This window comes from Kaistia hirudinis, from assembly GCF_014196455.1.
Classification (GTDB): domain Bacteria; phylum Pseudomonadota; class Alphaproteobacteria; order Rhizobiales; family Kaistiaceae; genus Kaistia; species Kaistia hirudinis.
The window spans coordinates 158413-185275 of sequence record NZ_JACIDS010000003.1 but is presented as its reverse complement, the minus strand read 5'-3'; the positions used below and the strand labels follow the sequence as shown (position 1 = coordinate 185275).

Here is a 26863-nt window from a genome sequence, read left to right as displayed (position 1 = left end):
GTTCGAATGGGCGGCCGAGCCGCGGCCGGCTCAGTTGCCGCTCGAGGTCAGCGTCACCTTGATGCACTGCGTCGCGTCCTTGCCGAGGGCAAAGGCTTCGACGGCATCCTCCAGTGCGAAGCTGTGCGTCTGGATCGGCGACAGATCGATGCCCGTCCGCTGCAGGAAGCGGATGGCGGCCGGCCAGACGCCCGGAGAACCGATACAGCCGCGGACCACGAGATTGCGGATCTGGATCTTGCCGAGCTCGACCGGGATCTTGCGGCCGATGCTGATGCCGACCATCGAGACGCGGCCTTCCTCGCGGGCGAATTCGAAGACATTGGCGAGCGAGGCGTCATGGCCCGAGGCCTCGACGACCAGATCGGCGCCCTTGCCGCCGGTCAGTTCCATGACCTGCGCCACCGCATCGGCTGTCGGATCGACCACCGCGTCGGCTCCGAGCTTCAGCGCGACCTCGCGCCGTTTCGCCAGCGGGTCGACCACGATGACGCGCGCGCCCATTCCGATGGCGGCCGCTGCCGAGACCAGGCCGATCGTGCCGCCGCCGGACACGACGACGGTCTCGCTCGCATTGGTTCCGCCGGAGCGGAGCACGGCATAGAAGCCGCAGGTGAAGGGCTCGATCAGCGAGGCGCGGCGGTCGTCGACCTCGTCTGGCAGCTTGTGCAGCCAGGCAGGATTGACGCCGAAATACTCCTGGTCGGCGCCGTCCATCGAGAAGCCGAAATGATGCAGCCGCTCCGGCGTGCGCACCACGCATTCGCCGACGACGCGATCGCCGACCTTGAAGTCGCGCACGGCGCTGCCGACCTCGACGACCTCACCACACCATTCATGACCGGGCGTGACCGGATAGGAAATCGGAATGATGTAGCGGCCGGCCAGAAGCTCATAGTCGGAATGGCAGATGCCGACAGTGCGCGTTTTGACCAGCACCTGCTGCGGCGAGATCTCCGGCATCGGCTTGTCGACGATGACCGGCTTGTCCGGGGTTTCGAATACGAGCGCACGCATTATTTTGCTTCCTTCCCTGTCCGGGTTCCCGGCGATCCCGAAGGCCGAAGTCGGAACCGGTCCTCATCGGCAACGCTCGCCGGACTGCCTCATCCTGAACCGCTGCCCACCGGCCGGGGGCATCCCGTTACGGCACGGCGACGACGTCGCCGCTGCGCGCCGACAGCACGATCGCCTCGAGCAGCGCGATATTGTTGATCAGTTCCTCGCCGGTGATCGGATAGGCCGCGGTGCCGCGGACGGCCCGCGCGAAGGCGACCAGATTGTCGCGCACAGGCTCCGCCGGGCCGATCTCGCTGACGGTGATCTCCGTCCCCGTGAAGGCCCGCGTCACGACCCAGCCGGCCGGAGCCTCGACATGAGCCTTGTCGCGCACGTCGATCCAGCCCTTTGTTCCGAAGACCGCGAAGCGCGAGATGAACGGAGTTGCAAGCGTCGCCGAGACATAGGCGGTGCCGCCATTCCTGAAGCGGATATGGGCGCTCAGCGTATCGCCCTGGGCGAAATCCGAGGCGAGCGACTCGCAGGCGACGCGGACATTGCTCGCCGCCCCCATCAGCTTCACGGACAGATCGGTGAGGTGGATGCCCGTGGCGGTCATGCCAGCCGCCGGCGCTTGGGTCGCATCGAGCCGCCAGTTCGAGCGATCGAGCGCGAGGAACCGATCGTGGCTGAAATTCGCCTCGATCTGCAGAATGCGGCCGAGGCGCCCGCTCGCGGCATCGTCCAGCAGAGCAGCGAGCGGTGGCTCGAAGCGGCGTTCATGGCCCATGCCGAGGACGAGCCCGGCCTCGCGGCAGAGCGTGACGGCGCGTTCCGCGCCGACGCGGGTCATGGCGAGCGGCTTCTCGCAGAAGACATGCTTGCCGGCCGCGACCGCCGCCTCGATCTGCGCGCCGTGCAGCCTGTGCGGCGTCGCGAGGATCACCGCCTCGACATCGCTGCGGGCGAGTGCGGCGTCATAGTCGGTCAGGAGATCCAGCCCGTGTTCGGCCGCGAAGGCGACGCCATTCGGATCCGGCTCGACCGCGCAGACGATGTTCAAGTCCGCGTCCGCGCCCCTTAGCACCGACACCATCTTGCGGCCCCACCAGCCGAGGCCGACCAAGGCGACGCGCACGGGACCCTGCGAAGCTGAATTCACGTTGCTCTCCGGAAGTTTGAGGCCGCGGGCCGCAGCCGGCCCGCGCCGGTCAGCTCGAATATCCGAGGTCGGCCATCAGAAGCTGGCCGGTGATGCCGCTCGCCGCGTCGGAGGCGAGGAAGGCGACGGCATTGGCGATCTCGGCGGGCTGCAGCAGCCGCCGCGCCGGGATGTCGTTCATCCAGGCGGCCATGACGCTCGGCTGCGCGACACCCACCTTCTTCAGCATCTCGGTCTCGGTGTAGCCAGGGCCGACCGCGTTCACGCGGACATTGTGCGGCGCCCATTCGACGCCGACCACCCGGCACAGATGCGCGACGCCCGCCTTGGAGACGTCGTAGCCCGCATGCAGCTCCGGCCTGACCGCCCTGACGCCCGCGATCGACGAGATCGCCACGATCGCGCCGCTGCGGCGCTCGACCATGCGCTTGCCGAAGGCACGCACGCAGTAGAAGACGCCGTCGAGATTGATCGCGAGGCAGCGCTTCCAATCGGCGTCGGAGTGCTCCTCGGTCGAGCTCTCATAGGAAATGCCGGCATTGGCCACGAGGATGTCGATCGCGCCGAACTCCGCATTGAGATCGGCGGCTGCCTGCTCGACGGCTGCGCTGTCGGTCACGTCGAGCTTGATACCCTTGGCCTTGAAACCCTTCGCCGCCCACTCGGCGGCCGCCTCGAACACGCGGTCCGTCTGGTCCGCCAGCACCACGCCAGCACCGAGGCCGGCCAGCCGCTCGATGATCGCGCTTCCGATACCGCCGGCGGCGCCGGTGACCAGCGCCGTCTTCCCCGTCAGCGCGTAGTTCTGGAATGCTCCGTCAGCCATGTCGTCCTCCCTTTATCGTTATGAATCCGCCGTCATCGTCGCGAGCGGCGGTGGGTCTCCGTCTTGAAGGTCTTCCGGGCGGGAGACGACGTCCGTCTCGCGCCAAGGACCGCTCTAGACCGTGACCAGGATCTTCAAATGCTTGCCGGCCTTGTCGAGCAGCGCCTCGAAGCCGTCGCGCACGACGTCCTCCGCGGCGATGCTCGCCGTCACCACCTTTTCGAGCGGCAGCAGTCCGGCCTCGACCATGCGGATGATGCGCGGCCAGATTTGCACCGGGTAACACCAGGTCGCCTCGACGGTGATGTCCTTCAGCGCCCACAGCATCGCGTCGATGCTGGCCGGCTTGAGGTGCAGGCCGGTCTGGACGACCTTGCCCTGGCTGCGCACCGCCTTGACGCAGGCATTGAGGCTCGCCTCGAGGCCGACGCATTCGAGGGCAACGTCGACGCCGACCCCCTCCTCCGTATGGTCGCGGATGATCTGTTCGAGATCGTCCTTGGTCGGGTCGATCGCGATGATGCCCGGCACCAGTTCCTTCGCCTTGGCGAGGCGGTTCGGATTGGGCTCGCTGACGAAGATCGTCGCCGCGCCGGCCGCGCGGACGGCGAGCAGCGTGAGCGCGCCGATCGGACCCGCCCCCGAAACGAGCACGGTGGAGCCGGACTGGACGCCCCCACGATCGACGCCATAGATCGCGACCGCGGCGGGCTCGATCATGGCCGCCTGGATATCGGAAACTCCGGCCGGCACCGGAACGACATTGTAGTCGTTCACCACTGCGAGTTCGCCCATGCCGCCCCAGGCCCAGGAGAGGCCGATGCAGCCCATCTTCGGGCTCAGATGATAGAGCCCACGCCGGCCGTAATAGTCGTTGCGCGGCGAGACGAGCGGCTGGATCGAGACCCGATCGCCTGCCTTCACATTGACGACATCGGCCCCGGTATCGACCACCACCGCGCTGAACTCATGGCCGAGGATCTGGGGGTTGGTCGCGCCGGTGTAGACATGCGGGGTCACCGGCGTAACGATCGGCCCGGCGATATATTCGTGCAGATCCGTGCCGCAGATGCCGGTGATGATCGGCTTGATAAGAACCTGGCCCGGTGCGAGCGGTGCGGAGGGCGCAGCGACATCCTCGACCCTGATGTCGCGCCGGCCATGGAAACGGACTGCCTTCACGGGCGATACTCCCTGACGATCGATCTCACTGTGTCGTGTAGCCGCCGTCGACGACGAGGCTCGCGCCGGTAACGAAGCGGGCCTCTTCCGAGGCGAGGAACAGCACGCAATTCGCGACATCCACCGGCTCGCCAAGCCGCAGCGGATGCTTCTCCTTCATCATGTCGAGATAGGCCTGCTTGCCCTTGGGGTAGGTCTCCGCGCACTTCATGAAGATCTCGGTCATCGTCGAGCCGGGATGCACGGCGTTCACGCGGATGCCGTAGGGCGCGTAGCACATCGCGTCGGTCTTGCTCATCATCAGCGTCGCGCCCTTGGTCGCGTGATAGGGCGGGACGTCGTCATTGCCGATCAGGCCGTAGATCGACGAGAAGTTCACGATCGAGCCGCTGCGCTGCTCCATCATCGGCCTGACGGCGTATTTGGTGCAGAGGAACGTGCCCTTGACGTTCACGTCGAAGACGCGATCCCATTCCTCGACCGTGACCTCATGGGCGAATTTGTTGACGCCGGTGATGGCGGCGTTGTTCACGAGAATATCGAGCCGCCCCCATTTGGCGGTCACAGCCGCGACGGCGGCCTCGACCTCGCGCTCGCTGGTGATGTCGACCTTGCTGAAGCTCGCGACGTCGCCGTCCCGGTTGAGCTCCGCGGCCAGCGCCTCGCCGTCGTCCACGAGCACGTCGAAGATCGCGACGCGAGCGCCTTCCTCGACGAAACGGCGCACCGTCGCCGCGCCGATCCCGCGCGCGCCGCCCGTCACGATGGCGATCTTGTCCTGAAGCCGACCCATTCTGATCCTCCCTTGCAATTTCTCGTGTCGCCGGCGCGCCGAGTGCACGGCCGGCTGGCCGGCGCCTCAGCGCGAGCGGCGGACGTAGAACGCCGCGGCGACCACGATGACGACACCCTTGATGATGATCTGCAGCTGGACGGGCAATCCGAACAGCAGCACGGCGTTGAAGACGACGACCAGAACCGCCGCGCCGAGCAGTCCCCCAACGATGCCGCCGCGCCCGCCCGACAGCGATATGCCGCCCATCACCGCGGCGACGATCGAATCGAGTTCGAACCCGCGCCCGACCCAGTTGTCGACGATGCCGACATAGCCGGAGAGGACGAGGCCGGCGATCGCCGCCATCGCGCCCGAGATGACATAGCCGATGATGGTGACGCGGTCGGCGTTGATGCCGAGGAGCCGCGCGGTCGTCGGATTGCCACCGGTGATGTAGACCTCGCGGCCGAAGCGCGAGCGGGCGAGCAGCAGGCCGAACACCACCGCGAGCACGATCAGCACGAGAATGTTGTAGGGGATGCCGTTCCAGGTAGCGGAGCCGATCGCACGGAACAGCGGCGGCACATTGCCCGACGGCGCGCCCTGCGTATAGGCGAAGCGGAAGCCCTGTAGCACGATCATGGTCGCAAGCGTCGCCAGGAAGGGCGAGACACTCCGCTTGGTGACCAGCAGCCCGTTCACGATGCCCGTCGCGACGCCGATGCCGACGGCGACGAGCAGGATCGGCAGCACGTCGCCATTCTGGCCCGAGAAGCTGGTTGCGATCACGGCCGAGGTCGCCATGACGGAGGAGACCGAGAGGTCGAGGCCGCGCAGGATGATCACATAGGCCTGCCCGATGACGACGATGCCGAGCGGCGCCACTTGCAGCAGCATATTCGAGATGTTGCTGCCGGAGAGGAAGGCCGGGGACACGAGGCCCGAGATGACGATCAGCAGGATCAGGAACACCGGCAGGGCGAGATGCGAGAAGCGGCTCGTCAGCGAGCGCTTCGGCTCGGTGGCGGCGGCGGGCTTGCTCTGAACGAGGTCCACCATCAGATCCTCTTCTTCTTCTCGACATAGATCGACACGGCGGCGATCACGATCAGGCCCTGGGCGATCAGCTGGTAGTGCGTGGAGACGTCCATAAAGTTCAGCACGTTGTTCAGAAGCGAGATCAGGTAGACGCCGAGAAGCGTGCCGAGGACGCCGCCCTTGCCGCCGGTCAGCATCGTGCCGCCGACCACGACGGGCGTGATCGAGGCGAGCGTGTAGTTGAGGCCGGTATAGGGCTGGCCGACGCCGAAGCGAGCCACGAGATAGAGGGCGGTCAGCGCGCAGCAGACGCCGGAGAACGCGTAGACGAACAGGATGACGCGCGCCCGGGGAAGGCCCATCAGCTTGGCGCCCTCGTCATCGTCGCCGACGGCATAGATGTAGCGGCCGAGCCGGGCATAGCGCAGGAAGCCGGCAACCAGCGCGAACAGGACGAGCACGACGATCGCCCCGATCGGAATGCCGAACAGCTTGCCATAGGCGACGAAGGTGAAGCCGGGCGGCACCTTGCCGGCGGGGCCGAGCGAATAGAGCAGGACCACGCCCTGCAGCACCGCGCCCATGCCGAGGGTGACGATGAGCGGATGGATGCGGAGCGTGATGACGAGCAGACCGTTCAGCCCGCCGATCACCATGCCGAGCAGGACGACGCCGACGGCCACCGGCAGGATCATCGCCGCATTGCCCGCGATCAGGCCGGATGTCAGCGTCGACAGAAGGCTGATCATCGACCCGACCGACAGATCGATGCCGCCGGTAAGGATCGTCAGAGTCTGGCCGAGGCTGACGAGGGCCAGGCCCGTCGACTGCTCGACGATGTTGAGAAGGTTGGTCGGCGTGCGGAAGCGATCGGACAGGAAGGCGCCGAACACGAGCAACACGACGAGCAGGCCGATCACGACCACGACGCCCCGATTGCGGCCGACGCGCGCCCTGAGGCGGGGATAAGCGATGGTGCTCATGGATGCGATCCTGCAGCGCTCGGGTGCTGGGTGGCGAGCCTCATGATCGCCGCCTCGTTGATGGCCGCGCCCGCGAGTTCGCCGCTGACGACGCCCTCGCGCATGACGACGACGCGATCGGCCATTCCTACGACCTCCGGAAGCTCGGAGCTGATCATGAGCAACGCGATGCCGTCGTCCGCGAGCTGACGCATGATGCGGTAGATCTCGGTCTTGGCGCCGACATCGACGCCGCGCGTCGGCTCGTCGAGGACCAGTACCTTGCGGCTCGTCCGCGCCCAGCGCGCCACGATGACCTTCTGCTGGTTGCCGCCCGACATGGTGGCGACCGGGGTCGACGGGCCGCGGCAGGCGATGCGGTATTTCTCGATCTCCTCGCGTGCGATCTGGTTCTCGCGCCGCCGATCGATCACGCCCCTGCGCGTCACCGCATCGAGGTCAGCCGCCGTCACATTGGCGGCCACGTCGAGCAGCATGGCCAGGCCCTGACCCTTGCGGTCCTCGGTCACGAAGCCCATGCCTCTGCGGATCGACTGGGCGGGGCTGAGCATCCCGACCTGCTCGCCATCGATCCAAACGGTACCACTCGAGGCGGGCAGGCCGCCGAAGATCGCCATAGCGAATTCGGTTCGGCCTGCACCAACCATGCCCGCGAGCGCGGTGATCTCGCCGGCGCGCAGCTCGAGGCTGGCATTGCGCACGCGTCCCGCGACCGAGACATTCTCGGCCTTGAGCGTGACCTTGCCGCCGCCCGTGCCGCGCTTCGGCGGGAAGATGTCCTTCAGATCGCGGCCGACCATCAGGGAGATCAGCCGTTCGCGGTTGACGTCGCCGATGTCGGTCGTCGCGACATGCGCGCCGTCCTTGAACACCGTCACGCGGTCCGCGATCTGGAAGATCTCCTCGAGCCGGTGCGAGACATAGACGATGGCGACGCCTTCGGCCTTGAGTGCGGCGAGCCGCGCGAACAGAAGATCGGCCTCACGGCCGGAGATGACGGCGGTCGGCTCGTCGAGAATGAGCAGCTTGACCTTGTGGACCAGGGCCTTGGAAATCTCGACCATCTGCTGATCCGCGACGGTCAGCTCCGAGACGATCTTGTCCGGATCGATCGCGACGCCGAGACGCTGCAGCAGGTCGGCGGCGTCGCGACGGGTCCGATCATGGTCGATCAGGCCGAAGCGTCCGCGCCGCTCATGACCGAGGAAGATGTTCTCGGCCACCGTGAGATGCGGGAAGAGCACGAATTCCTGGTAGATGACATGGATACCGGCGGCCTTGGCATCGGCCGGGCCGCTCCAGCTCACGACCTTGCCGTCGAACGCGATCTCGCCCGCGTCCGGCTGCAAGGCCCCCGCGATGATCTTGATCGTGGTCGATTTCCCGGCGCCGTTCTCGCCGACCAGCGCGTGAATCTCGCCGGCGCGGACATCGAAATTGATACCAGAGAGGGCCTGCACGCCGGCAAAGCCCTTCGAGATGCCTGTGAGCTTCAGCATCGTCTCTCACTCTCCCTGCAAGGATGTCCGGGCAGGCCCGGACATCCGAAGTCGGAATCCGCAGGGTACTATTGCGGGAAGTCGATCTTGAAGGTCTTGGGATCGTAGCCCGGGCCCATGCCGCCGGTGATCAGCATGTCCGGCGCACCGTCGGGAACGACCATGTCGGTCAGGCGCAGCTGCGTCTCGATCGACGGCGTGTTGTCGCCCTCGCTGACGGCGATCTGGGAATTGATCGTGTAGATGCAGGGAACCGGAGCGCCGTGCAGGACCTGCAGGGCCACCTCGACCGAGGTTCCGCCCATCGCCGGCGGATAGCCGACCTCAAGCATCGGAACCTTGTGCTGGATCGCCATCTGCAGCGGCCCGTTCACGTCAGACGTGGTGTGCGGCGGGATTTCGCCGTCCTTGTAGCCAGCCTCGATGAAGGCCTCGATCGAGCCGGGCGTCTGCAGGCCGTGGGCCGACCAGACCGCGTCGATCGACTTGCCATACTTGGCGATCATCGCCTGCATGACCTGCTTGCCCTTGACCGGCGACCAGTCCGAATAGACCGTCTCCAGCACCTTGATGTCCGGATACTGCGCGAAGACCTCGCGTGCGGGCTTCTCGCGGTTCTCGGAGGGGCTCGAGCCGGCCTGGCCGGCCAGCATGATCACATTGCCCTTGCCGTGCAGCTTTTCCGCGATCCACTGCGCGAACAGGCGGCCCATCATGGCGTCGGATGCCGTCACGAAGGTCACGAAGTTGTCCGAGGCGATGCGCCGGTCGACCATCACGACCGGAATGCCCTGGGCCATCGCCTGCGAGACGGCCGGATCGAGCGCCTGCTGCGTATTCGCGCTGACGATGAGCAGGTCGACGCCGCGGGAGATCAGGTCCTGGATATCGGCGACCTGCTTGGCATCGTCATGACCGGCATCGGTGATGATCAGCTTCTTGATCTCGTCCTTATGCTCGGCAGCCGCCTTCTCGAGCGAATGCAGCATCACCACGCGCCAGGAATCGCCGAGGCCGGCATTCGAGAAGCCGATCGTGTAGGGACCGTCCTTCTTGTACTGCGAGGTATCCTTGAAGCACACTTCGGTGTCAGGATTGTACAGATACGTCCGCGGCGCGCCTGTATAGAATTTCGAATCCTGAGCAAATGCCGGCACTGCGGCGACGGTGAGTCCCGCCATCCCGACAAATAGTGCCGCAATCTTACTTATTCTGATCATCGTTGTCTCCTCCCATGCATCATCTATAGACGACATGCACCAGTTTACAGGACCACGAACACGACAATGACGATTGCCGCGGTCGATATTCCTGAGCTTAACTAAGCCTCTGAAGCCTTTTCCCCTCCCGAGGGTGTATCGAATAGTTACAGGTCTGTCGGGGGGTGCAAACTGCAGAATTTGTCATTCTGAGAATGCGGGTCGGGCCAGCCGAGAGCGAGGCGCGGCGCATGACATAGGCGCAGCGGCCGGCACGCGCATCCTGCGGCGCGGCGCGATCACGTCGCGATCCATGAGGGGATCTTTCGACCTTGCGGGAGGGGCCGGGCCGCTCGCCCGCCGGCCGGCCTGCACGGCTGGCGGGGCGGCGCGCGAGCGCGCCGCTCAGTGCGCGGCGCGGTCCTTCGCCGGCATCAGGAGCCGGGCGGCCAGGATGCAGAGCAGGATGGTGAACATCAGCACCAGCGCGACGAGCGCGTTGATGTCCGGCGAGAAGCCGAGGCGCATCATCGCCCAGAGCCGGACCGGGAGCGTGCTGGTCGTCCCGGTGACGAGGATGGTGATCATCGTCTCGTCGAAGGACAGGGCGAAGGCGAGCACGGCGCCGCCGGCCATGGCGCCGGCGATGTTCGGCAGGATGACGCGCCAGAAGGTCTGCCAGCGGCTCGCGCCGAGATCGAGCGACGCCTCGACCAGGGTCTTGCTGAGGCTGCGGAGGCGCGTCAGCACCGTCCGGTAGACGATGGCGAGGACGAAGACCGTATGCCCGATCACGACCGTGACCAGCGAGCGCGGAAACTCGACCTCGCGGAAGAAGATCAGCAGCGCGAGGCCGGTGATGATCGGCGGCATCAGGAAGGGCAGGAAGACCAGGAACTGCAGCAGCGCGGCGCCCGCACCGCGACCATTGTGATAGAGCGCCAGCAGCGTGCCGATCGAGACCGAGAGCACCACGGTCGAGAAGCCGACGATCATCGTCGCCCGGAGCGCCGAGAGAATGTCGTCGTTCTGCGCGAGCGCGACATAGGCGGCGAAGGTCGGGCTCGACCAGTCGGCCTGGCCATGGGTGACGGTGAAGAAGGAGGAGAGAATCGGCACCAGCAGCGGGCAATAGAGGACGATGCCGACCAGCGCCGTAACCAGCGCGAGGAAGAGACTCGCAGGACGCAGCGAGGCCGTCATCGCGCCGCCTCCTGCTGGCCGAAGCGTTCCCCGACCAGGATCGCCAGGATAACGACGATGGCGAGGACGATCGACAGCGCCGCGCCGAACGGCCAGTTAAAGGCCGCGCCGAACTGGCTGTAGATGATCCGGCTGAAGGTGAAGCTGCTCGTGCCGCCCACCATCTGCGGCGTCAGGAAGTCGCCGATCGCCAGCACGAAGACGAAGCTCGCCGCCGACGCCACGCCCGGCAGGCTGAGCGGCAGCGTGACGCGCAGGAAGGTCTGCGTGCCGGTCGCGCCGAGATCATAGGACGCCTGCAGGAGATTGCCCGGGATGCGCTCCAGCGACAGGAAGATCGGCAGGATCGCGAAGGGGATGAGCAGCAGCGTGAGCGCCAGCAGCACGGCGTTCAGGTTGAACACGAACAGCGAGGACGGCTTGTCGATGATGCCGAGCGTCATCAAGGCGGCGTTGAGAAAGCCGTTCTGCCCGAGGATCGAGCGGATCGCGTAGATCTTGATGACATAGCTCATGAGCAGCGGCACGAGCATCAGGAGCAGCAGCGTGTAGCGCCAGCGGCCTCTGAGCGAGGCCAGGAAATAGGCGACGGGATAACCGACCACCACGCAGATCACCGCCACCGAAACGCACAGGATGCAGGTGGTGACGAGCACGGGAATGAAGACGGGATCGGTGAAGAAGCGGCCGTAATTGGCGAGCGTCGGCGTATAGACCATCGTGCCGTGGTCGACGCTGAAGAATGAATAGACGACGAAGATCGCCAGCGGGACCACGATGAGGACAACCGGCAGCGCGAAGGCGAGCCCCGCGAGCAGGAGGCCGCGCGGCGTCAGCGACGGCCTCATGCGAGCACCAGATGCGATTGCGCCGGGCTGAAGCCGAGCGCCAGCGTCTCGCCCTCGCCGAGCGCGATGCCCTCGACCTGGCTGGCGAGGCGCAGGCGGAGGCGGACATCGCCCGGAGTCGTCGCGACATGGGCGATCGTCGCCGCGCCATGGAAGCTGATCTCGGACAGCGTACCGGAGAACCGGTTGACGTCGTCCTCGACCGCCGGTCGCAGCGCCTCCGGCCGGAACGCGGCGAAGGCGGCCGTTCCTTCGGGCGCCTGCATCAGGGCCGTATCGCCGCCGGTCGAACAGACGAGGCGGCCGAGCGCGGTGTCGATCGCCCGCAGATCGCCATCCACCGCGCCGAGCGTGCCGGGCACGAGGTTGTTGTCACCGAAGAAGCGGGCGACGAAGGGGCAGTTCGGGCGATAATAAAGCGTGTGCGGCGTGCCGATCTGGCGGATATAGCCGCCCTCCATGACGCAGATCCGGTCACCGAGGGCGATCGCTTCTTCCTGGTCATGCGTCACGAACAGGAAGGTCGTACGGATCTCGCGCTGGATCGACTTCAGGAATTCCTGCATCTGCCGCCGCAGCATCAGATCGAGCGCCGCCAGCGGCTCGTCGAGCAGGACGAGGCGCGGCTCGCAGATCAGGGCGCGGGCGAGCGCCACGCGCTGTCGCTGCCCGCCGGAAAGCTGCGCCGGCTGACGATTGGCGAATGCGCCGAGCTGCACGAGGTCGAGCGCTTCGGCGACCTTCTTGCCGATCTCGGCCTTCGGGCGGCCGCGCACCGAGAGCCCATAGCCGACATTGGCGGCGACGCTCATATGCGGGAAGAGCGCATAGTCCTGAAACACCGTGTTGAACGGTCGCCGATTGATCGGCACGGCGCTGATGTCGCGTCCGTCGAGATAGATCGCGCCGGACGAGACGCTTTCGAGCCCGCCGATGAGGCGCAGCACCGTGGTCTTGCCGGAGCCTGAAGGCCCAAGCACGGCCAGGAACTCGCCATCGCGGATCGAGAGGTCGACCCCGTGCAGGACCGGGACCTGACCATAGGATTTCGATACGGAACGGAGCGCAAGCAGCTCGCGGGACTCGGACATCGGCGGTTCCGGTGTGGTGACAGAGGCTGGCGGGACCCGGGCTCGACCAGGACAGAGCCCGGGTCCCCAGGATCCGGGGCAAGCCCGGATCCCTTGCACGTCAGGCGAAGGTGGCGACGGGGATCAGGGCGCGGCCTTGATCTCGTTCCACATGTCCGAACGCTTCAGCGGGTCCTCGACATTCTCGAGCCAGACGATCTTGTCGTCGCCGCCGGCATTGGCCGTCGCGACCGCCGTATTGCCGAAGCCCGTGCGCTCGGAAAGCTGCGCGCCGACCTTCTTCGAGATCATGAAGTTGATCCACTTCTCGGCGGCGGACTTGTCCTTGGCGCCCTTGGAGATCGCCCAGGTGTCGAGCCAGGCGAGCGCGCCTTCCTTCGGATTGATGTAGGCGACATGGGCGCCCGCATCCTTCATCGCCTTCATCTGCTGCTGGCCGTAATTCGCCCAGATCAGCGCGACGTCGTTGTTCTTATAGATCTGCAGCGCCTCGTCGGCGGTGGTGTAGAACGAGAGGACGTTGTGCTTGTAATCGATCAGCTTCTGCTTGACCGCGTCCATCTGCTCGGGCGTCAGGTGGAAGGGATCGGGATAGCCGAGCACGAGCGCGGTGAAGGAGAAATTGTGCTCGCCATTGTCATAGGCGAGCACCTTGCCCTGATAGGCCGGGTCCCACAGGATCGCCATCGAGGTCGGCGGGGTCTTCACCTTGTCGGTGTCGTAGATCAGGCCGATCGAATCGAACGCGAACGGAATGCCATAGACCTTGCCGTCCTTCTCGACGCCGCCAACCTTGGACAGATCGCGGAAGCGCGGCAGCACGTCCTTCTGGTTCGGCAGCGCCGCGAGATCGATCGGGTCGACCAGATCGGCGGCGATATAGCGCTGGAGCTGGGCCGTGTTGATGGCGAAGACGTCGAAGTCCTTGCCTTCGCTGCCCTTCATCTTGGCCCAGATCTCGTCGTCGCTGCCGATGAAGACGACATCGGCATCAATGCCGGTCTCGGCCTTGAAATCGGCCACCCAATCCTTGTCGGCATAGCCGTCCCAGGCCATGACGCGCAGCGTCTCGGCGGACGCCGCCGATGCGAGCAGGGTGAGCGCGAGGCCCGCGCCCGCTAATCCCGTAAAGAGTCGCTTGAGTGCCATTGCTGTTCCCTTGGTTCCGGGGTGGTGCTGATTTCTTGTTTTTCTTGTCGTTGTCGTCGCGGTCTCCGGCGCGCCTAGACCCAGCCGCCGTCGACGATGAATTGCTGGCTCGAACACATCAGGCTGTCGTCCGAGGCCAGGAAGAGCGCCATGCGCGCGATATCGGCCGGCTGCAGCCGGTCGGGGAGGCACTGGCGCTCCGCGATCTGCTTTTCGCCGGCCGGCGTCAGCCAGAGCTTCACCTGCCGCTCGGTCATGACCCAGCCGGGCGCCATGCAGTTGACGCGGATGCGCTCGGGACCGAATTCGCGGGCGAGCGCCCGCGTCAGGCCCCAGACCGCCGCCTTGGCCGTGACATAGGCGGGGCAATCCGGATCGCCGACCATCCAGGTGATCGAGCCGAAATTGATGATCGAACCGCCGCCGAGCGCCTTCATGTAGGGGCGCACGGTCTGGGCCGCGAAGAACTGATGCCGGAGGTTGACCGCCATGCGGTCGTCCCAATAGGCCGTCGTTACATCCTCGGTCTGGTGGCGGTCGTCATTGCCGGCATTGTTGCAGAGCACGCCGATCGGGCCGTTGTGCTCCGCGGCCGTCGCGACGGCGGCCTTGAGCGCCTCGACATCGCGAAGGTCGCAGGGGACGAACAGCGGCGCCGGATCGCCGGCCGCCGCAATGTCCTCGACCAGACGCCGCGAGGGCGCCTCGGCTATATCGACGAAGGCGACGCGGCTGCCCTGCGCGCAGAAATGGCGCACGAGGCTTTCGCCGATGCCGCTGCCGCCACCGGTGATGAAGACGCTGCGCCCCTTGAGGCTCGGATAGGCGGCGAAGCGCGGAGCGGTCTCGCTCATCTCTCGTCCCCCCTCTCAGTGCGAATGCCGCGGGATACCGGCATCGCGGCGCCCGACGAGGAAGTCGAAATCGCAGCCCTTGTCGGCCTGCAGCACGCGCTCGACATAGAGGCTCGCATAGCCGCCTTCGGGCGCTGCCGGCGGCGTCCAGGCCGCCCGCCTTGCGGCGAGCTCCTCCTCCGACACGAGCAGTTCGAGCCGGCGCGCCGGAACGTCGAGCTCGATCATGTCGCCGTCGCGCACCAGCGCCAGCGGTCCGCCGGCCGCCGCCTCGGGGGCGACATGCAGGACCACGGTGCCATAGGCCGTGCCGCTCATGCGCGCATCGGAGATGCGCACCATGTCGGAGACGCCTTCCTTCAGCAGCTTGGCGGGAAGCGGCATGTTGCCGACCTCGGCCATGCCCGGATAGCCGCGCGGGCCGCAATTCTTGAGCACCATCACGGAGCCCGCGTCGATATCGAGGTTCGGATCGTCGATGCGCGCGTAATAATGCTCGATATTCTCGAACACGACCGCCTTGCCGCGGTGCTGCATCAGTTCCGGCGTCGCGGCGGACGGCTTGATCACCGCGCCGTCGGGGGCGAGATTGCCGCGCAGCACGGCGATGCCGCCCTCCGGCGTCAGAGCCTTGTCGAGCGGGCGGATCACCTCTTCATTGTAGTTCGGCGCCTCGCGCACGATCTCGCCGACGCTGCGGCCGGCCACCGTGACGGCGCCGGCATGGAGCAGCCCGGCATCATCGAGCGCCGCCATCACGGCGCGGAGACCGCCGGCGTAATAGAAGTCCTCCATCAGGAAGCGTCCCGACGGCATCAGGTCGACAATGGTCGGAATGCCCCGGCCGAGGCGATCCCAGTCGTCAAGCGACAGATCGACGCCGACGCGCCGGGCGATCGCGATCAGATGCAGCACGGCATTGGTCGAGCCGCCGATCGCGCCATTGACGCGGATCGCGTTCTCGAACGCCTCGCGCGTCAGCACGTCGGCGACCTTCACGTCTTCCTTCACCAGATCGACGATGCGCATGCCGGAGAGATGCGCGATCAGCCCGCGCCGCGCATCGACCGCCGGAATGGCGGCATTGTCGGGCAGCGCCACGCCGAGCGCCTCGACCATCGACGCCATGGTCGAGGCGGTGCCCATCGTCATGCAGCTGCCGGCGGAGCGGCTCTGGCCCTGCTCGGCCGAGAGGAAGTCCTTGACCGACATGCGGCCCGCCTTCACCTCTTCGGCGAATTTCCAGACATGCGTGCCCGAGCCGATGTCCTGGCCACGGAACTTGCCGTTCAGCATCGGACCGCCCGAGACGACGATGGTCGGCAGGTTCGCCGACGCGGCGCCCATCAGCAGCGAGGGCGTGGTCTTGTCGCAGCCGGCGAGCAGCACGACGCCGTCGATCGGGTTGGCGCGGATCGATTCCTCGACATCCATCGAGGCGAGGTTGCGGAACAGCATCGCCGTCGGGCGCATATTGCTCTCGCCCAGCGACATGACCGGGAATTCGAGCGGATAGCCGCCGGCCTCGTAGACGCCCTGCTTGACGCGCTCCGCGATGCCGCGCAGATGCGCGTTGCAGGGGGTCAGCTCGGACCAGGTATTGCAGATGCCGATGACCGGCCGTCCGTCGAACAGATGATCGGGCGGGCCCTGGTTGCGCATCCAGCTGCGGTGCATGAAGGCATTCTTGCCTTCGCCACCGAACCAGGCCGTGGAGCGCAGCGGGCGCTTCTTCTCGGTCATTCCTTGATCTCCCTGCCGCCGCGGCGGCGATTGCGACCTTCCACCACGCGGCGGACATCCTGTTCCGCGCCCTCGAGGAGCACGATCATGGCCTGCTGGGCGCCCAACGGATCGCGGGCCGCGATCCGGTTCGCCACCTCGCGATGCAGCGGCATGGACGGCTCCTGGCCGTCCGGACTGTCGATCGAGAGGCGAAAGCTCATGACGAGCGCCGTCTCGATCAGCGCAGCGAGCGAGCTGATCAGCTCGTTGCCGGTCATGCGCAGGATCGTCTGGTGGAACACGAGATCGGGCTTGGCGAAGAGCTCGCCGTCATGGACGACCGCCTCCATCTCCGTGAGAGCCGCCTCGAGCACGGCGATTTCCTCAGCGCTCGCGCGCGTCGCGGCGAGCGAGGCGGCCATCGGCTCGATCGCCCGGCGCAGTTCGAACAGCGCGCGCACATCCTCCGTGCCGATGGCGCCCGCATAGCGCCAGGACAGGACGTCGGGATCGAGGAAATTCCATTCGGAGCGGGCGCGCACGCGGGTGCCCGTCTTTGGTCGCGACTCGACCAGACCCTTGCCGGCCAAGACCTTGATCGCCTCGCGCAGCACTGAGCGGCTTATGCCCAGCGTCGGATCGCTGGCGTTCGGCAGCAATTCGCCCGGCGGGATCCGGCCCTGCACGATCCAGGCGCCGATCCGCTCGACCGCAGCGGCATGGAGGCCGCCGAAGGCGTGACCGGAGCCTGCTACCGGCAAGGGGGCCGACTCTGCTTGCGACATCGGATCCGATTATTCCTATTATTCATATTAATCAGACTTGAGAGCCTATACGCGGAATGCGCCGCCTGTCCAGCGGGGAGATGAGCGCACGAAAGCAGGCGTGCAGGGCGCCCGAAGCCGCGCGCATGCACGCCCGCGCCCCGCCGAAATCGGCGGGCTGCAGCGATGAAAAGGGTCCTCAGGATGGGAAGCGGCGTCGCGGCCGCCCACGATGGGCGGCGCGTTCTCCGGCGGGCCGGCGGCAGAACGAACTACGGCCGCGGACGAAGGTACCGCGGCGGCATCGTCACATGCGGCGGCCAGCCCCGGGCCTTGGGTTCGGGGTCGAGGTGCGGGCCTTGCCCGGTCAGGCGGGGATGGCCCGCCTGAGGCCGAGGCCGACGCCGATCCAGCTCGCGCCGGCGAAGACGAGGTCGACACCGAGGAAGATGCCGAGCGTCCACAGCGACGAGACGGGCCAGTGCAGCAGGATGATGCCGCCGAGCAGCAGCGTGATCACACCGGACAGCACGACGCCGCCCCAGGGCGTGCCCTGCTTCATGGTGAAGCCGAGGAAAATGCGCACGAGACCGGAGATGACGAGCACCACCCCGAGGAGAAGGGTCAGCCCGGCGGCGGTGAGCAGCGGGTTCTGGAAGACGAGAAAGCCGCCGACGATGTAGAGGATGCCGAGCGACAGCCAGAACAGGAACCAGCCCCAGGCCTTGACCTGGAAGGCGTTGATCACTTCGGCGACGCCGGCCACGATCATCATGATCCCGACGACGAAGACGCTCACCACCGTGGCGCTGACGATGCTGCCGAGCGCGATGGCGCCCGCGATCACATAGACGACGCCGAGGGCGACGATCCAGCCCCACTTGCCGCGCAAGGGCGCCAGCCCGGGAAACGTCCCGCGGCCCAGGCCCGATATCGTATCCGACATGGTGATCTCCCCGTCTGTGAAAGCCGCTCCCCGCGCGGCGAACCGATCGCGCACGCCACGGCGTGCGTCACGGCGAACCGACGGCCGGGCGCGTCGGCAGGATCGACCGCCGCACGCGCTCCGCGCCACAATCATAGCAGACCTTCATGCAGCTTCCGCCGCCTTGATGCGGATCAAGGGCTAACGCGCGTCATCGCACGCTAAGGGGCTATTCGCGCAGATAGCGCCCATTCGCCCAGCCGGAAATGCCGGAACCGCCGGGGATTTCGACCAGGCACCAGCGCGACGATTCGACGAGGCGGCAGCTGCGATTGGCGAGGCGGGTGCCATTCGGCACGCTCGCCACGAGCGGGGCGTTCGCGGCGGGCTTGGTGCGGATATTGAGGAGATCGCCCGCCGGCACGCCGACGACCCGCCATTCATCCGGTCCGCCCATCAGGCCGTCGGCGAAGTCGTTCTTCGGCGGCGGCAGCACGGCGATCGGTGCGCCCCCCTTGATCCGCACGGCGAGGCTGTAGTCGGCGCGCTCGCCGCGCCGGGCGGCATTGCGCATCAGGCCGACGCTGATGACATAGTCGCCGCCCCGGTCGAGCCGGCCGGAGAAGCGCGTGCCCGAGACGGAGCCGATGAAGACGGCCTCGTCGCCGAAGGGCGGCGTCACGTTGAAGGTCGCGGAGCGATTATTCGTCGAGAGGGTGACCGTCATGGTCTGGCCGGCCCGCGCGCCTACGACATAGTCGCGGACCTGATAGCCGACGACGCGCCCCTTCACCGTGGCCGCATTCGCGCCAGGCGCGAACTGGATCCGCGAGCGCGCCGGCTGCTCGCCGGCCGCGGCGAGGGACGGCGCCAGCGCGAGCGCCGACAGAACGATCAGGACATATCTCAGCATCGCTCGATCCCTCCTGGGCGCCGGGCGGGCGGGGAAGCCGGGCGCATTGGAATAGTCTGACGCCACAGTCGCCCTGTCCCGCGCGGATCACAAGCCCCCCCCCCTCGGCTTGCGCCGCCTCACCCGGATCGGCCCGGCGCGCCGCCCGCCCGCAGCGTCCGAAACTGCGCGAGCTGTGAAAGCTGGAGCACCAGCTGTGCCTGGCGGTTGATGCCGAGCTTGCGGAAGACGCGCTTCAGAACGATGCGCGCGGTCCCTTCGGTGATGCCGAGACGGCCGGCGACGTCGCGGATCTCCATGCCGCCGCCGACGAGCGCGGCAAGCCGCGCCTCGCCGAGCGAGAGATCGAAGATGTCGCGAATCACCGCGGGGTCGATCATGTCCCGCCGCTCGACGGGGGTGGCGAAGAGGAGCGTCGTCGCGCTGTCCCTGACCGTGAGCAGGCCGCGGGCGGCATCCGTCATGGGCATCGCCCATACGGCGAGCCGGCTGCCATCCGCTCCGCTGATCACGCAGGAGCGGGGAGAGGCCCGCACGTCGCCGCCGCTGCCCTCGTCCAGCAATGCCCGGAACGAGGCCCGTTCCGTCGCTTCGCGCGGCACGATGCGGCCCTCGCCGGGCAGGAAATAATCGGCGAAGCGGGCGAGGCCGGACGCATTGGCGAAGGCGATCCCCCCGGCGTCGTCCAGCGCATAGATGCAGGCATCCATCGAATCGACCGCAGTCGTAAGCGCCGCCTCGCTCGCCTCGAGATGGGTGATGCGAAGGGAGATCCGCAGCGACTGCTCGACATGGCGGCTGATGAGGCTCAGCAGGTTCATGTCGTTGCGATCGAAGAAGCCTTTCGCCTTTGCGCGCGGCACCGAGAGGCCGACCAGCATGTCGAGGTCGGGCAGCATGACGGCCGACATCAGGCAGCCGAAACCGACCCGCTCGAAGAAATCGACATAGATCGGATGCGTCTCGATCTCGTCCGGCGTGGCGACGGTCAGATCGCTGAAGACATCGCCGTCGGCAAGGTTCTGCGCGATCGCGCGCTGGGCATGCAGGTCGTGCCGCCACCAGCCCTCGGCCTGATAGATCTCCACCGCCGGGCGGAGTTCGTCGCAGGTGATGAAATCCGCCTGCGCATCGCCGCTGTAGAAGATGACGACGGCGCCGTCGGCATCGAAGATCCGGCCGATACGCGACAGGGCCACCGGCCAATGATCGGAATCGAGCGCGGCCTCATAGACGGCGTGCAACGCCTCGCTGAAGGATGGGAGAGCCAGCCTGTCCAAATTCACGCCCCCAATCCGCTGCGCCATTGATCGGTCCGGGCGCCACCAGCCGGCAACCATCCCGCGAGATCGATAATATACCATATGGGATATTGAGCACATATATTCAATCTGCAATTGTCATCAACAATGTCTATTTAATTTTCCAGCAACAGTACGGCGCGATCTGGCATCTGATTTATCTGATATTGCGATAAATCGATGGATATTGGAGCGCTTCAATCGATGAACGATCCGCATTTGCTGCTTTGCTCTGGCGATGCGTGGGCGCACGCGAGATGACCATCCTTCCGACGATCTGAACTTTGAACTCGCAAAAAGGGGGCGCTGATGACGACGGCCATCATCGAAGATCATCCGGAGAAAATCCGCTTTCCGCTCATGGAAGAGCGAGTCGTCGGGTTCCTGCTCGCCTTCATGGCCGGCCTGATGAACGCCTGGACGCTCTATCACGCGCAGACCTTCGCCACGGTTCAGTCCGGCAACGTCCTCCAGAGCGGCTATCGCCTCGTGCAGGGCGACTGGTCCGCCTTCATCTTCGCCTTCGGCTCCGTCATCGCCTTCGGCCTGGGCTCGGCGCTGTGCGGCGTTCTGATGACCAATCGGCTGCGGCACGGGCAGATCTTCACGCCGGTCGTGCTCTGGTTCGAGTGCATCGCGCTGCTCGCCCTCGCCATCGCCTCGCGGCTCGATCTGGTCGACCCGCATGTCGTCGCCTATGGCGTCAGCTTCGTCGCCGGAACGCAGGGCAATGCCTTCCACAAGGATCACGGCATGCTCTACGGCAATGTGGCCGTGACTTTCGTCGTCCAGATGGCGTTCAATTTCCTGGCACAGAGCTTCTTCAAGAAGACGGGCATCAATGGCGAGCCGAACCTCATGTGGGCCGGCGTCTTCTTCTCGGTGCTGCTCGGCTTCGCGGCCGGCGGGGCGATCGGCTTCTATATCGACATGCGGGTCATCGACCACGCCTCGCTCTTCCTCGCTGCGGCCATCGCGGTCTGGCTCGCGCTCCGCGCCAAGGCCCAACCCAAGGCGGCCGATCCGACTTCGGGCGGTACGATCGCTTGAGCCTCCGGACCATGCCGAGGCAGGCCGCCGACGGGCGCACGCGCCCGTCATGCGTTTGCGGAAAGCCGCCGGCCGCCGATCGGCTATCGTCTTCTGCGGGCGGGCGTCGCGATCGAGGCCCGGCCGGCGCCGCTGCTTCCCGCCCTGGTTCCGGCGCGCACTTCACACAATCTCAATATCGACCCAATCAAATCCAGTTCCGTTCAGCAGAGAAAAGAGAGGGAGCTTTCGATGGCTGACCTGCCGCAACCCATCGTGGGAACGAGGGGCGCCGACATTGTCGGGCCGCGCAATCCGGAGGTCGAGGCGCAGAACCCCGACATTCTGATTCCGCCGTTGACCGATCATGGAGGCATCCAGAACCTCAAGTTCCCGTTCGCGATGGCCCATAACCGTCTCGAGGACGGCGGCTGGGCGCGCGAGGTCACGCAGCGCGAGCTCGGCGCGCTGAAGGAACTCGCCATCGTCGACATGCGCCTGCCCGCGGGCGTGGTGCGCGAGATGCATTGGCACAAGGAAGCCGAATGGGCCTATGTGCTGAAGGGCCGGGTCCGCTTCTATCTGATCGATGATCAGCGCCAGACCCTGGTCGAGGACCTCGAGCCGGGCGATCTCTGGCTCGCACCGGCCGGCTTCCCGCACGCGATCCAGGGCCTCGAAGAGGGCACCGAATTCGTGCTCGTCTTCAATGACGGCAATTTCTCCGAGAACCAGACGCTTCTGGTCACCGAACTCTTCGCCCATACCCCGCGCGAGGTGCTGGCCAAGAATTTCGGCGTGCCGGTCAGCGCCTTCGACGGCATCCCGGCGCATGAGAAGTACATCTTCCGTCAGCCCGTGCCGCCGCCGATCGATGAGGTGCGCCGCGACCTCGGTGCCGTGACCTTCACCGACAAATATGTCTTCCGCGCCTCCAAGCTGGCGCCGACCCGCTATCCCGGCGGCGCCACCACCGTGGTCGATTCGCGGAACTTCCCCGTCACCAATCTCGCGGCCCTGTTCATCGATCTCGAGCCCGGCGGCATGCGCGAGATCCACTGGCATCCCGATGCCGACGAGATCCAGTATTATATCAGCGGCAAGGCGCGCATGACCGTGTTCGACGCGGTCGACAATGCCCGCACATTCGACTTCGTGGCCGGCGATGTCGGCTATGTGCCGAAGACGCTCGCCCACTACATCGAGAACACCGGCGACGAGCCCGTGCGGGTCCTGAACGTGTTCCACACCGGCGAATATCGCGATGTCTCGCTCAACAACTGGCTGGCCCTGACGCCGAAACATCTGGTTCAGGGGCATCTCGATGTCGGCGATCCGCTGATGTCCTCGCTCCGCGCCACGCGCCAGCCGGTCGTCAAGGGCTGATCCGAGGGCGGCGATAAGCCGGCTGACCATCGCCGCGGGGCCGTATCCCCGCGGCCGTATGGCGGGCTTCCAAAGGCATCGGGCAGAGACGGCCCGGTGCAATTCCTGGTCGACACGGCGTCGTTGCCGGCTATGCTGTCACGGATGGTGCCAGCAATCCCCCCACCCGACGCCGCCCATCAGCGCGAGGACCGAGCGCTTCTTTTCGCGCACGATCCTCGACGCCCGGATCCCGATCCGATGCGGCCGACGGATCCAGATCCGTCGATCCGAACATGACAGCAAGACGAGCCGAGATGACGAGCGAGCCGCCCCATGAACAACCCGGCGCCTGGCTGCGCGAGCTGGCGCGGCTGAAGCCGGCCCCCTGGGAATGGGGCCGCGCGATCCGGTCCGCGCTCTGCATCGCCCTGCCCTGGGCCGCCGGTATCGCCTTCGACGCGATGATGGTCGGCATGTGGGTGTCCCTGGGCGCGCTGATGGCCGCGGCCGGCGAACCGGGCGGCTCCTATCACACTAAGCTGCGCCAGGTTCTCGGCGCCACGCTCATCGGCGCCTCGGGCTTCCTCGCCGGCTATCTCGATCCGCTGCCGCTCGCCGCCATCGTCGTGATCATGACCGCTGCCGGCTTTGCCGCCGGCATCCTCAGCTTCTATGGCGCCATCCTGTCGATCGGCACGATGCAGGCGCTCCTGCTCGCCTCGATCGCCATCGGCGTGCCGACGATCGCGTCGTTCTGGCAGGCCGCGCTGCTCTTCTTCGCCGGCGCCCTCATCTATGCCGCGGCCCTGGCGGTGGAAGCGCTGATCGTCGGCAGCGGGCAGCGGCGGGCGCTGATCGCCAGCCTGCTGCGCGCGCTCGCCGCCTTCGCGCGGCGCCGGAGCGGCGGTCCGGACGGGTCGCCCGCCGTGCTGCCCGTCGGCGCGCCGGAAGCGGCGTCGGCACGCCAGGCGGTGACCAGCCAGATCGCGGCGCTCTGCGCCCATATGCTCTCCCTCCGCTCGGGCAGCACCGGCCCCAGCCGGGAGGCCGACCGGCTCGCGGCGGTCGTGCACGGCGCCGACGTCACCTTTGCCGCCATCCTGTCGGCCTCGGACGCCGGGGTCCTCGCCGCCGCCGCCGAGCAGCTCGACGCCGCGGCGAACGCGCTCGGCCAGGGCGCGAAACTGCCGCCGATGCCGCAGGGCGGCGCGCCGGACGCGCTTTTCCGCGCGCTGGGCGGGCTGTTCAGCGCGATCGACGACGACATCGACGCCATCATCACGCCCACCCCGCACGGGGCCGGGGCGCCGCCGCGCGAGGGGACCCGCGCCGGGCGGCTGCGGATCGCCATCGACCGCCTCGCCCCCGGCGGCGATGCGGTGCGCACCGCGATCAAGCTGGCGCTCTGCATGGGTCTCGCCTATTCGACGCGCTATGTGAACGACGCCAATCACTGGTTCTGGGTCCCGCTCACCGTCAGCCTCGTCATGAAGCCGGATCTCGGTTCGATCTTCGCGCGCGCCGTGCTGCGCAGCGTCGGCACGGTCGGCGGCGCGGCCATTGCCGTGCTGGTGCTCGGCCTGCTGGCGAAGGGGCCGGTGCTGGTGGTCGTGATGGCGCTCCTCGCCGGCCTGCTGCCCTGGTCGATGCGGCGCTCCTATGCCCTGCAAGCGCTGGTGCTGACGCCGCTGGTGCTGGTGCTGGTCGACCTGCTGACGCCCGGACCGGTCAATATCGATTTCGGCCTGCAGCGCGTCGCCGATACGGTCGTTGCCGGCATCATCGTGCTGATCTTCGGCTACTTCATCTGGCCGCGGACGCATGGACGCGCGCTCGCCATCAGCTTTCGCGCGGCGAAGCACGAGATCGCGACCTATCTGCGCGCCATCGCCGACGGCGAGCCGGGCCCGCAGCTCTCCGGGCAGCGCCGCGCCGCCTATGGTAGCCTCGCCGACATGCGCGCACGGCTCCAGATCTCGCTCATGGAGCCGCCGCCGGCCTGCGACGAGGCTGCTTCCTGGTTCCCCCTGATCGCTGCGGCCGAGCGCATCTGCGATCGCGTCACCGCCTATTCCGCCCGCGCCGAAGGCCCGCCGACGCCGGCCGACGCCGCAACATTGCGGGAGCTGGCCGCCTATATCGCGGCGCGACCCGACGATAGGCCCGGGCTGCTGCCGCCGCGCCGCGCCGGCGCGGATGCCGCGCTCATGACCCTCTTCGACGGCGTCGTCGACGAGCTGGCGCATATGGTGCGCCTGCGCGAAAGCGGCCATCTGCCCGAGGCGCCGCACCCGGCCGGCCGGATGACGACGGGACTTCCCGCGGCATGAGGCATGAGGCGGGGGGCGGACAGCGACAAGGCCGCGCCGTTCGTGCGACAGAAGGCGGCGGAGGTCGGGCCTCGACGTCCGCAGCGCGGACGCAGGGATCGGGGAGAGCGGATGTGAAGGCACCGGAGGGCGCGCGGGAGAGCCGTAAGGATGACGCGGTCTTCTACGTCGCCGCGACGCTGGTCGGCGCCATCACGGGCGTGATCGGGACGGCGCTGCATCTGGGCGTCGACAAGGCGCTCGCCTGGCCGCAATGGCTGCGCGCGCAGGTCAGTCTCGACGAGCCGCTCTTCCTGCTCCTGACCGGAACGATCAGCGCCGTGCTCGTGATCATCTCGGTGTGGATCGTCCGCCGCTTCGCGCCGGAGGCCGGCGGCTCCGGCGTCCAGGAGATCGAGGGCGCCATGCAGGGGCTCCGGCAGGTGCGCTGGCGGCGCATCCTGCCGGTGAAGTTCTTCGGCGGCCTCCTGGCGCTCTCATCGGGCCTGGTGATCGGCCGCGAGGGTCCGACGATCCATATGGGCGCATCGATTGCGCAAGCAGCGGCGGAACGGCTGAAGCTCGCGACGCGGCAGAGCCGCGGCCTGCTCGCGGCCGGCGCGGCGGCGGGCCTCGCCGCCGCCTTCAGTGCGCCGCTCGCCTCGATCCTGCTGATCATCGAGGAGACGCGGCGCGAGTTCCCCTATTCGCTTCGCTCCTATACCGGCGTGATGCTCGCCTCGGTCGCGAGCGGCATCGTCACGCAGGCGATCGCCGGCAGCCGGCCCTTCATGGCGATGGACGTGCCGCAGATGCCGCTCACGACCATGCCGCTCTTCGCCCTGCTCGGCATCGCCCTCGGCTTCGTCGGCGTCGCCTTCAACCGCTGCCTGATCCGCGCGATGGACCTCTCGCTCGCTATCGGCAAGCGCTCGTCTTTCTATCTCATCCCGGCCGTGGTCGGCTTCCTGATCGGCGCGCTGCTCGTGCTGCAGCCGGACGCGACCATGGGCGGCGAGACGCTGGCCGTCTCGCTGGCGCGTGAGAACCCGGCCCTCGCGATCGTGGCGCTCATCGTCGTCGCACGCTTCGTGATGACCATGGCGAGCTATTCGACCGGCGTGCCGGGCGGCATCTTCGCGCCGATCCTGGCGCTGGCCGCCGCCTTCGGCCTGCTGTTCGGCCTCTGCCTCGAGCTCGTCGCGCCGCTTCCGGCCGGCGCGCAGGCCGCGCTGGTGGTCGCCGCAATGGGCGGCCTCTTCTCCGCGACGATCCGCGCCCCGCTCGTCGGCGTCGTGCTGATCGCGGAGTTGACGGGCGCCTATACGATGCTGCTGCCGACGCTCATCACCTGCCTGTTCGCGAATTTCATCGCCGACTGGCTCGGCGGCCGGCCGATCTACGAAGTCCTCCTCGAACGCACGCTCCGCCTCGCCGGCCAACCGGTACCCCCACCCGAATCGGACGGCTCAGGCCAGCAGATCGGCGGCTGGGACCAAAGGTGAACGGCGGGGGGCAAGGCTAGCGCGGCACGAAATAGCGTGTCGCGCCGTCCAGCTGGCCGCGCAACTTTGGCGCCGAGCTTCGGGATCTGGTAGTTGAGGCCACCCCATCCTCCGATGGACCGGCGATCTAGCCTATAGCAAGCCGCCACGGGCCGAATAGAACGATCCTGCGGTGACGGGCCGCCGGGCCAGCGTAGACCTTGGCGGCCCACTCGC

At 67.1% G+C, this 26863-nt stretch carries 23 protein-coding genes; 4 read left to right on the top strand and 19 right to left on the bottom strand.

The genetic code is table 11. The features are described from left to right. Positions 1 to 30: 30 nt before the first annotated feature. The 19 genes from GGR25_RS10905 to GGR25_RS10815 all read right to left on the bottom strand — a co-directional run bounded on the left by GGR25_RS10905 (position 31) and on the right by GGR25_RS10815 (position 20421). Positions 31 to 1017 (bottom strand): zinc-dependent alcohol dehydrogenase, encoded by a 987-nt coding sequence (locus GGR25_RS10905; protein ID WP_183398824.1) that lies wholly within the window; start codon positions 1015 to 1017, stop codon positions 31 to 33. 127 nt (positions 1018 to 1144) lie between these two features. Further along, entirely contained in the window at positions 1145 to 2161 is a 1017-nt protein-coding gene (locus GGR25_RS10900; RefSeq protein ID WP_343068027.1) for a Gfo/Idh/MocA family protein, read from the bottom strand. 49 nt (positions 2162 to 2210) lie between these two features. Then, the gene (locus GGR25_RS10895) at positions 2211 to 2987 is read right to left on the bottom strand and encodes an SDR family NAD(P)-dependent oxidoreductase (RefSeq protein WP_183398823.1); all 777 of its coding nucleotides are present in this window, start codon (positions 2985 to 2987) and stop codon (positions 2211 to 2213) included. A gap of 114 nt (positions 2988 to 3101) precedes the next feature. Further along, positions 3102 to 4169 carry a zinc-binding dehydrogenase gene (locus GGR25_RS10890; RefSeq protein ID WP_183398822.1) on the bottom strand — a complete coding sequence of 356 codons (1068 nt, stop codon included), beginning with the start codon at positions 4167 to 4169 and terminating at the stop codon, positions 3102 to 3104. A gap of 25 nt (positions 4170 to 4194) precedes the next feature. After that, positions 4195 to 4962, bottom strand: a complete 768-nt coding sequence (locus tag GGR25_RS10885; protein WP_183398821.1) for an SDR family NAD(P)-dependent oxidoreductase — start codon at positions 4960 to 4962, stop codon at positions 4195 to 4197. A gap of 66 nt (positions 4963 to 5028) precedes the next feature. After that, the gene (locus tag GGR25_RS10880) at positions 5029 to 6003 is read right to left on the bottom strand and encodes an ABC transporter permease (protein WP_183398820.1); all 975 of its coding nucleotides are present in this window, start codon (positions 6001 to 6003) and stop codon (positions 5029 to 5031) included. Further along, a complete protein-coding gene (locus tag GGR25_RS10875; protein ID WP_183398819.1) occupies positions 6003 to 6965 on the bottom strand; it encodes an ABC transporter permease in 963 nt (320 codons plus the stop codon). The genes GGR25_RS10880 and GGR25_RS10875 overlap by 1 nt, the downstream gene beginning before the upstream one ends. Continuing rightward, complete coding sequence (locus GGR25_RS10870) at positions 6962 to 8464, bottom strand: sugar ABC transporter ATP-binding protein (protein ID WP_183398818.1); 1503 nt, start codon at positions 8462 to 8464, stop codon at positions 6962 to 6964. Before GGR25_RS10870 ends, GGR25_RS10875 begins: the two co-directional genes overlap by 4 nt. A gap of 68 nt (positions 8465 to 8532) precedes the next feature. Then, the gene (locus GGR25_RS10865) at positions 8533 to 9684 is read right to left on the bottom strand and encodes an ABC transporter substrate-binding protein (RefSeq protein WP_183398817.1); all 1152 of its coding nucleotides are present in this window, start codon (positions 9682 to 9684) and stop codon (positions 8533 to 8535) included. Between the two features lie 384 nt (positions 9685 to 10068). Beyond that, positions 10069 to 10866 (bottom strand): ABC transporter permease, encoded by a 798-nt coding sequence (locus tag GGR25_RS10860; protein ID WP_183398816.1) that lies wholly within the window; start codon positions 10864 to 10866, stop codon positions 10069 to 10071. Next, the gene (locus GGR25_RS10855) at positions 10863 to 11714 is read right to left on the bottom strand and encodes an ABC transporter permease (protein WP_183398815.1); all 852 of its coding nucleotides are present in this window, start codon (positions 11712 to 11714) and stop codon (positions 10863 to 10865) included. Before GGR25_RS10855 ends, GGR25_RS10860 begins: the two co-directional genes overlap by 4 nt. After that, positions 11711 to 12805, bottom strand: coding sequence for an ABC transporter ATP-binding protein (locus tag GGR25_RS10850; protein ID WP_183398814.1), 1095 nt, complete (start codon positions 12803 to 12805; stop codon positions 11711 to 11713). Before GGR25_RS10850 ends, GGR25_RS10855 begins: the two co-directional genes overlap by 4 nt. A gap of 123 nt (positions 12806 to 12928) precedes the next feature. Further along, positions 12929 to 13954 (bottom strand): ABC transporter substrate-binding protein, encoded by a 1026-nt coding sequence (locus GGR25_RS10845; protein ID WP_183398813.1) that lies wholly within the window; start codon positions 13952 to 13954, stop codon positions 12929 to 12931. Positions 13955 to 14028: 74 nt separating this feature from the next. Next, the gene (locus GGR25_RS10840) at positions 14029 to 14808 is read right to left on the bottom strand and encodes an SDR family NAD(P)-dependent oxidoreductase (protein ID WP_183398812.1); all 780 of its coding nucleotides are present in this window, start codon (positions 14806 to 14808) and stop codon (positions 14029 to 14031) included. A gap of 15 nt (positions 14809 to 14823) precedes the next feature. Next, positions 14824 to 16551, bottom strand: coding sequence for an IlvD/Edd family dehydratase (locus tag GGR25_RS10835; RefSeq protein WP_183398811.1), 1728 nt, complete (start codon positions 16549 to 16551; stop codon positions 14824 to 14826). Beyond that, entirely contained in the window at positions 16548 to 17294 is a 747-nt protein-coding gene (locus GGR25_RS10830) for a FadR/GntR family transcriptional regulator (protein ID WP_246409566.1), read from the bottom strand. The genes GGR25_RS10835 and GGR25_RS10830 overlap by 4 nt, the downstream gene beginning before the upstream one ends. 370 nt (positions 17295 to 17664) lie before the next feature. Next, positions 17665 to 18243 carry an HdeD family acid-resistance protein gene (locus tag GGR25_RS10825; RefSeq protein WP_183398809.1) on the bottom strand — a complete coding sequence of 193 codons (579 nt, stop codon included), beginning with the start codon at positions 18241 to 18243 and terminating at the stop codon, positions 17665 to 17667. Positions 18244 to 18451: 208 nt separating this feature from the next. Then, positions 18452 to 19135, bottom strand: coding sequence for an SH3 domain-containing protein (locus tag GGR25_RS10820; RefSeq protein WP_183398808.1), 684 nt, complete (start codon positions 19133 to 19135; stop codon positions 18452 to 18454). A gap of 119 nt (positions 19136 to 19254) precedes the next feature. Then, positions 19255 to 20421: a helix-turn-helix transcriptional regulator gene (locus GGR25_RS10815; RefSeq protein WP_183398807.1), complete on the bottom strand. Its 1167-nt coding sequence runs from the start codon at positions 20419 to 20421 to the stop codon at positions 19255 to 19257. A 324-nt stretch (positions 20422 to 20745) separates the two neighbouring features. Here GGR25_RS10815 and GGR25_RS10810 point away from each other — a divergent pair, with 324 nt between their 5' ends. The 4 genes from GGR25_RS10810 to clcA all read left to right on the top strand — a co-directional run bounded on the left by GGR25_RS10810 (position 20746) and on the right by clcA (position 26647). Then, complete coding sequence (locus GGR25_RS10810; RefSeq protein ID WP_183398806.1) at positions 20746 to 21486, top strand: YoaK family protein; 741 nt, start codon at positions 20746 to 20748, stop codon at positions 21484 to 21486. A gap of 231 nt (positions 21487 to 21717) precedes the next feature. Continuing rightward, positions 21718 to 22851, top strand: a complete 1134-nt coding sequence (locus GGR25_RS10805; RefSeq protein ID WP_183398805.1) for a cupin domain-containing protein — start codon at positions 21718 to 21720, stop codon at positions 22849 to 22851. 275 nt (positions 22852 to 23126) lie between these two features. Next, positions 23127 to 25163, top strand: a complete 2037-nt coding sequence (locus GGR25_RS10800; RefSeq protein WP_183398804.1) for an FUSC family protein — start codon at positions 23127 to 23129, stop codon at positions 25161 to 25163. A 113-nt stretch (positions 25164 to 25276) separates the two neighbouring features. Further along, on the top strand, positions 25277 to 26647 hold the full coding sequence (clcA, locus tag GGR25_RS10795) for a H(+)/Cl(-) exchange transporter ClcA (RefSeq protein WP_343068026.1): 1371 nt from the start codon (positions 25277 to 25279) through the stop codon (positions 26645 to 26647). Positions 26648 to 26863 lie beyond the last annotated feature (216 nt).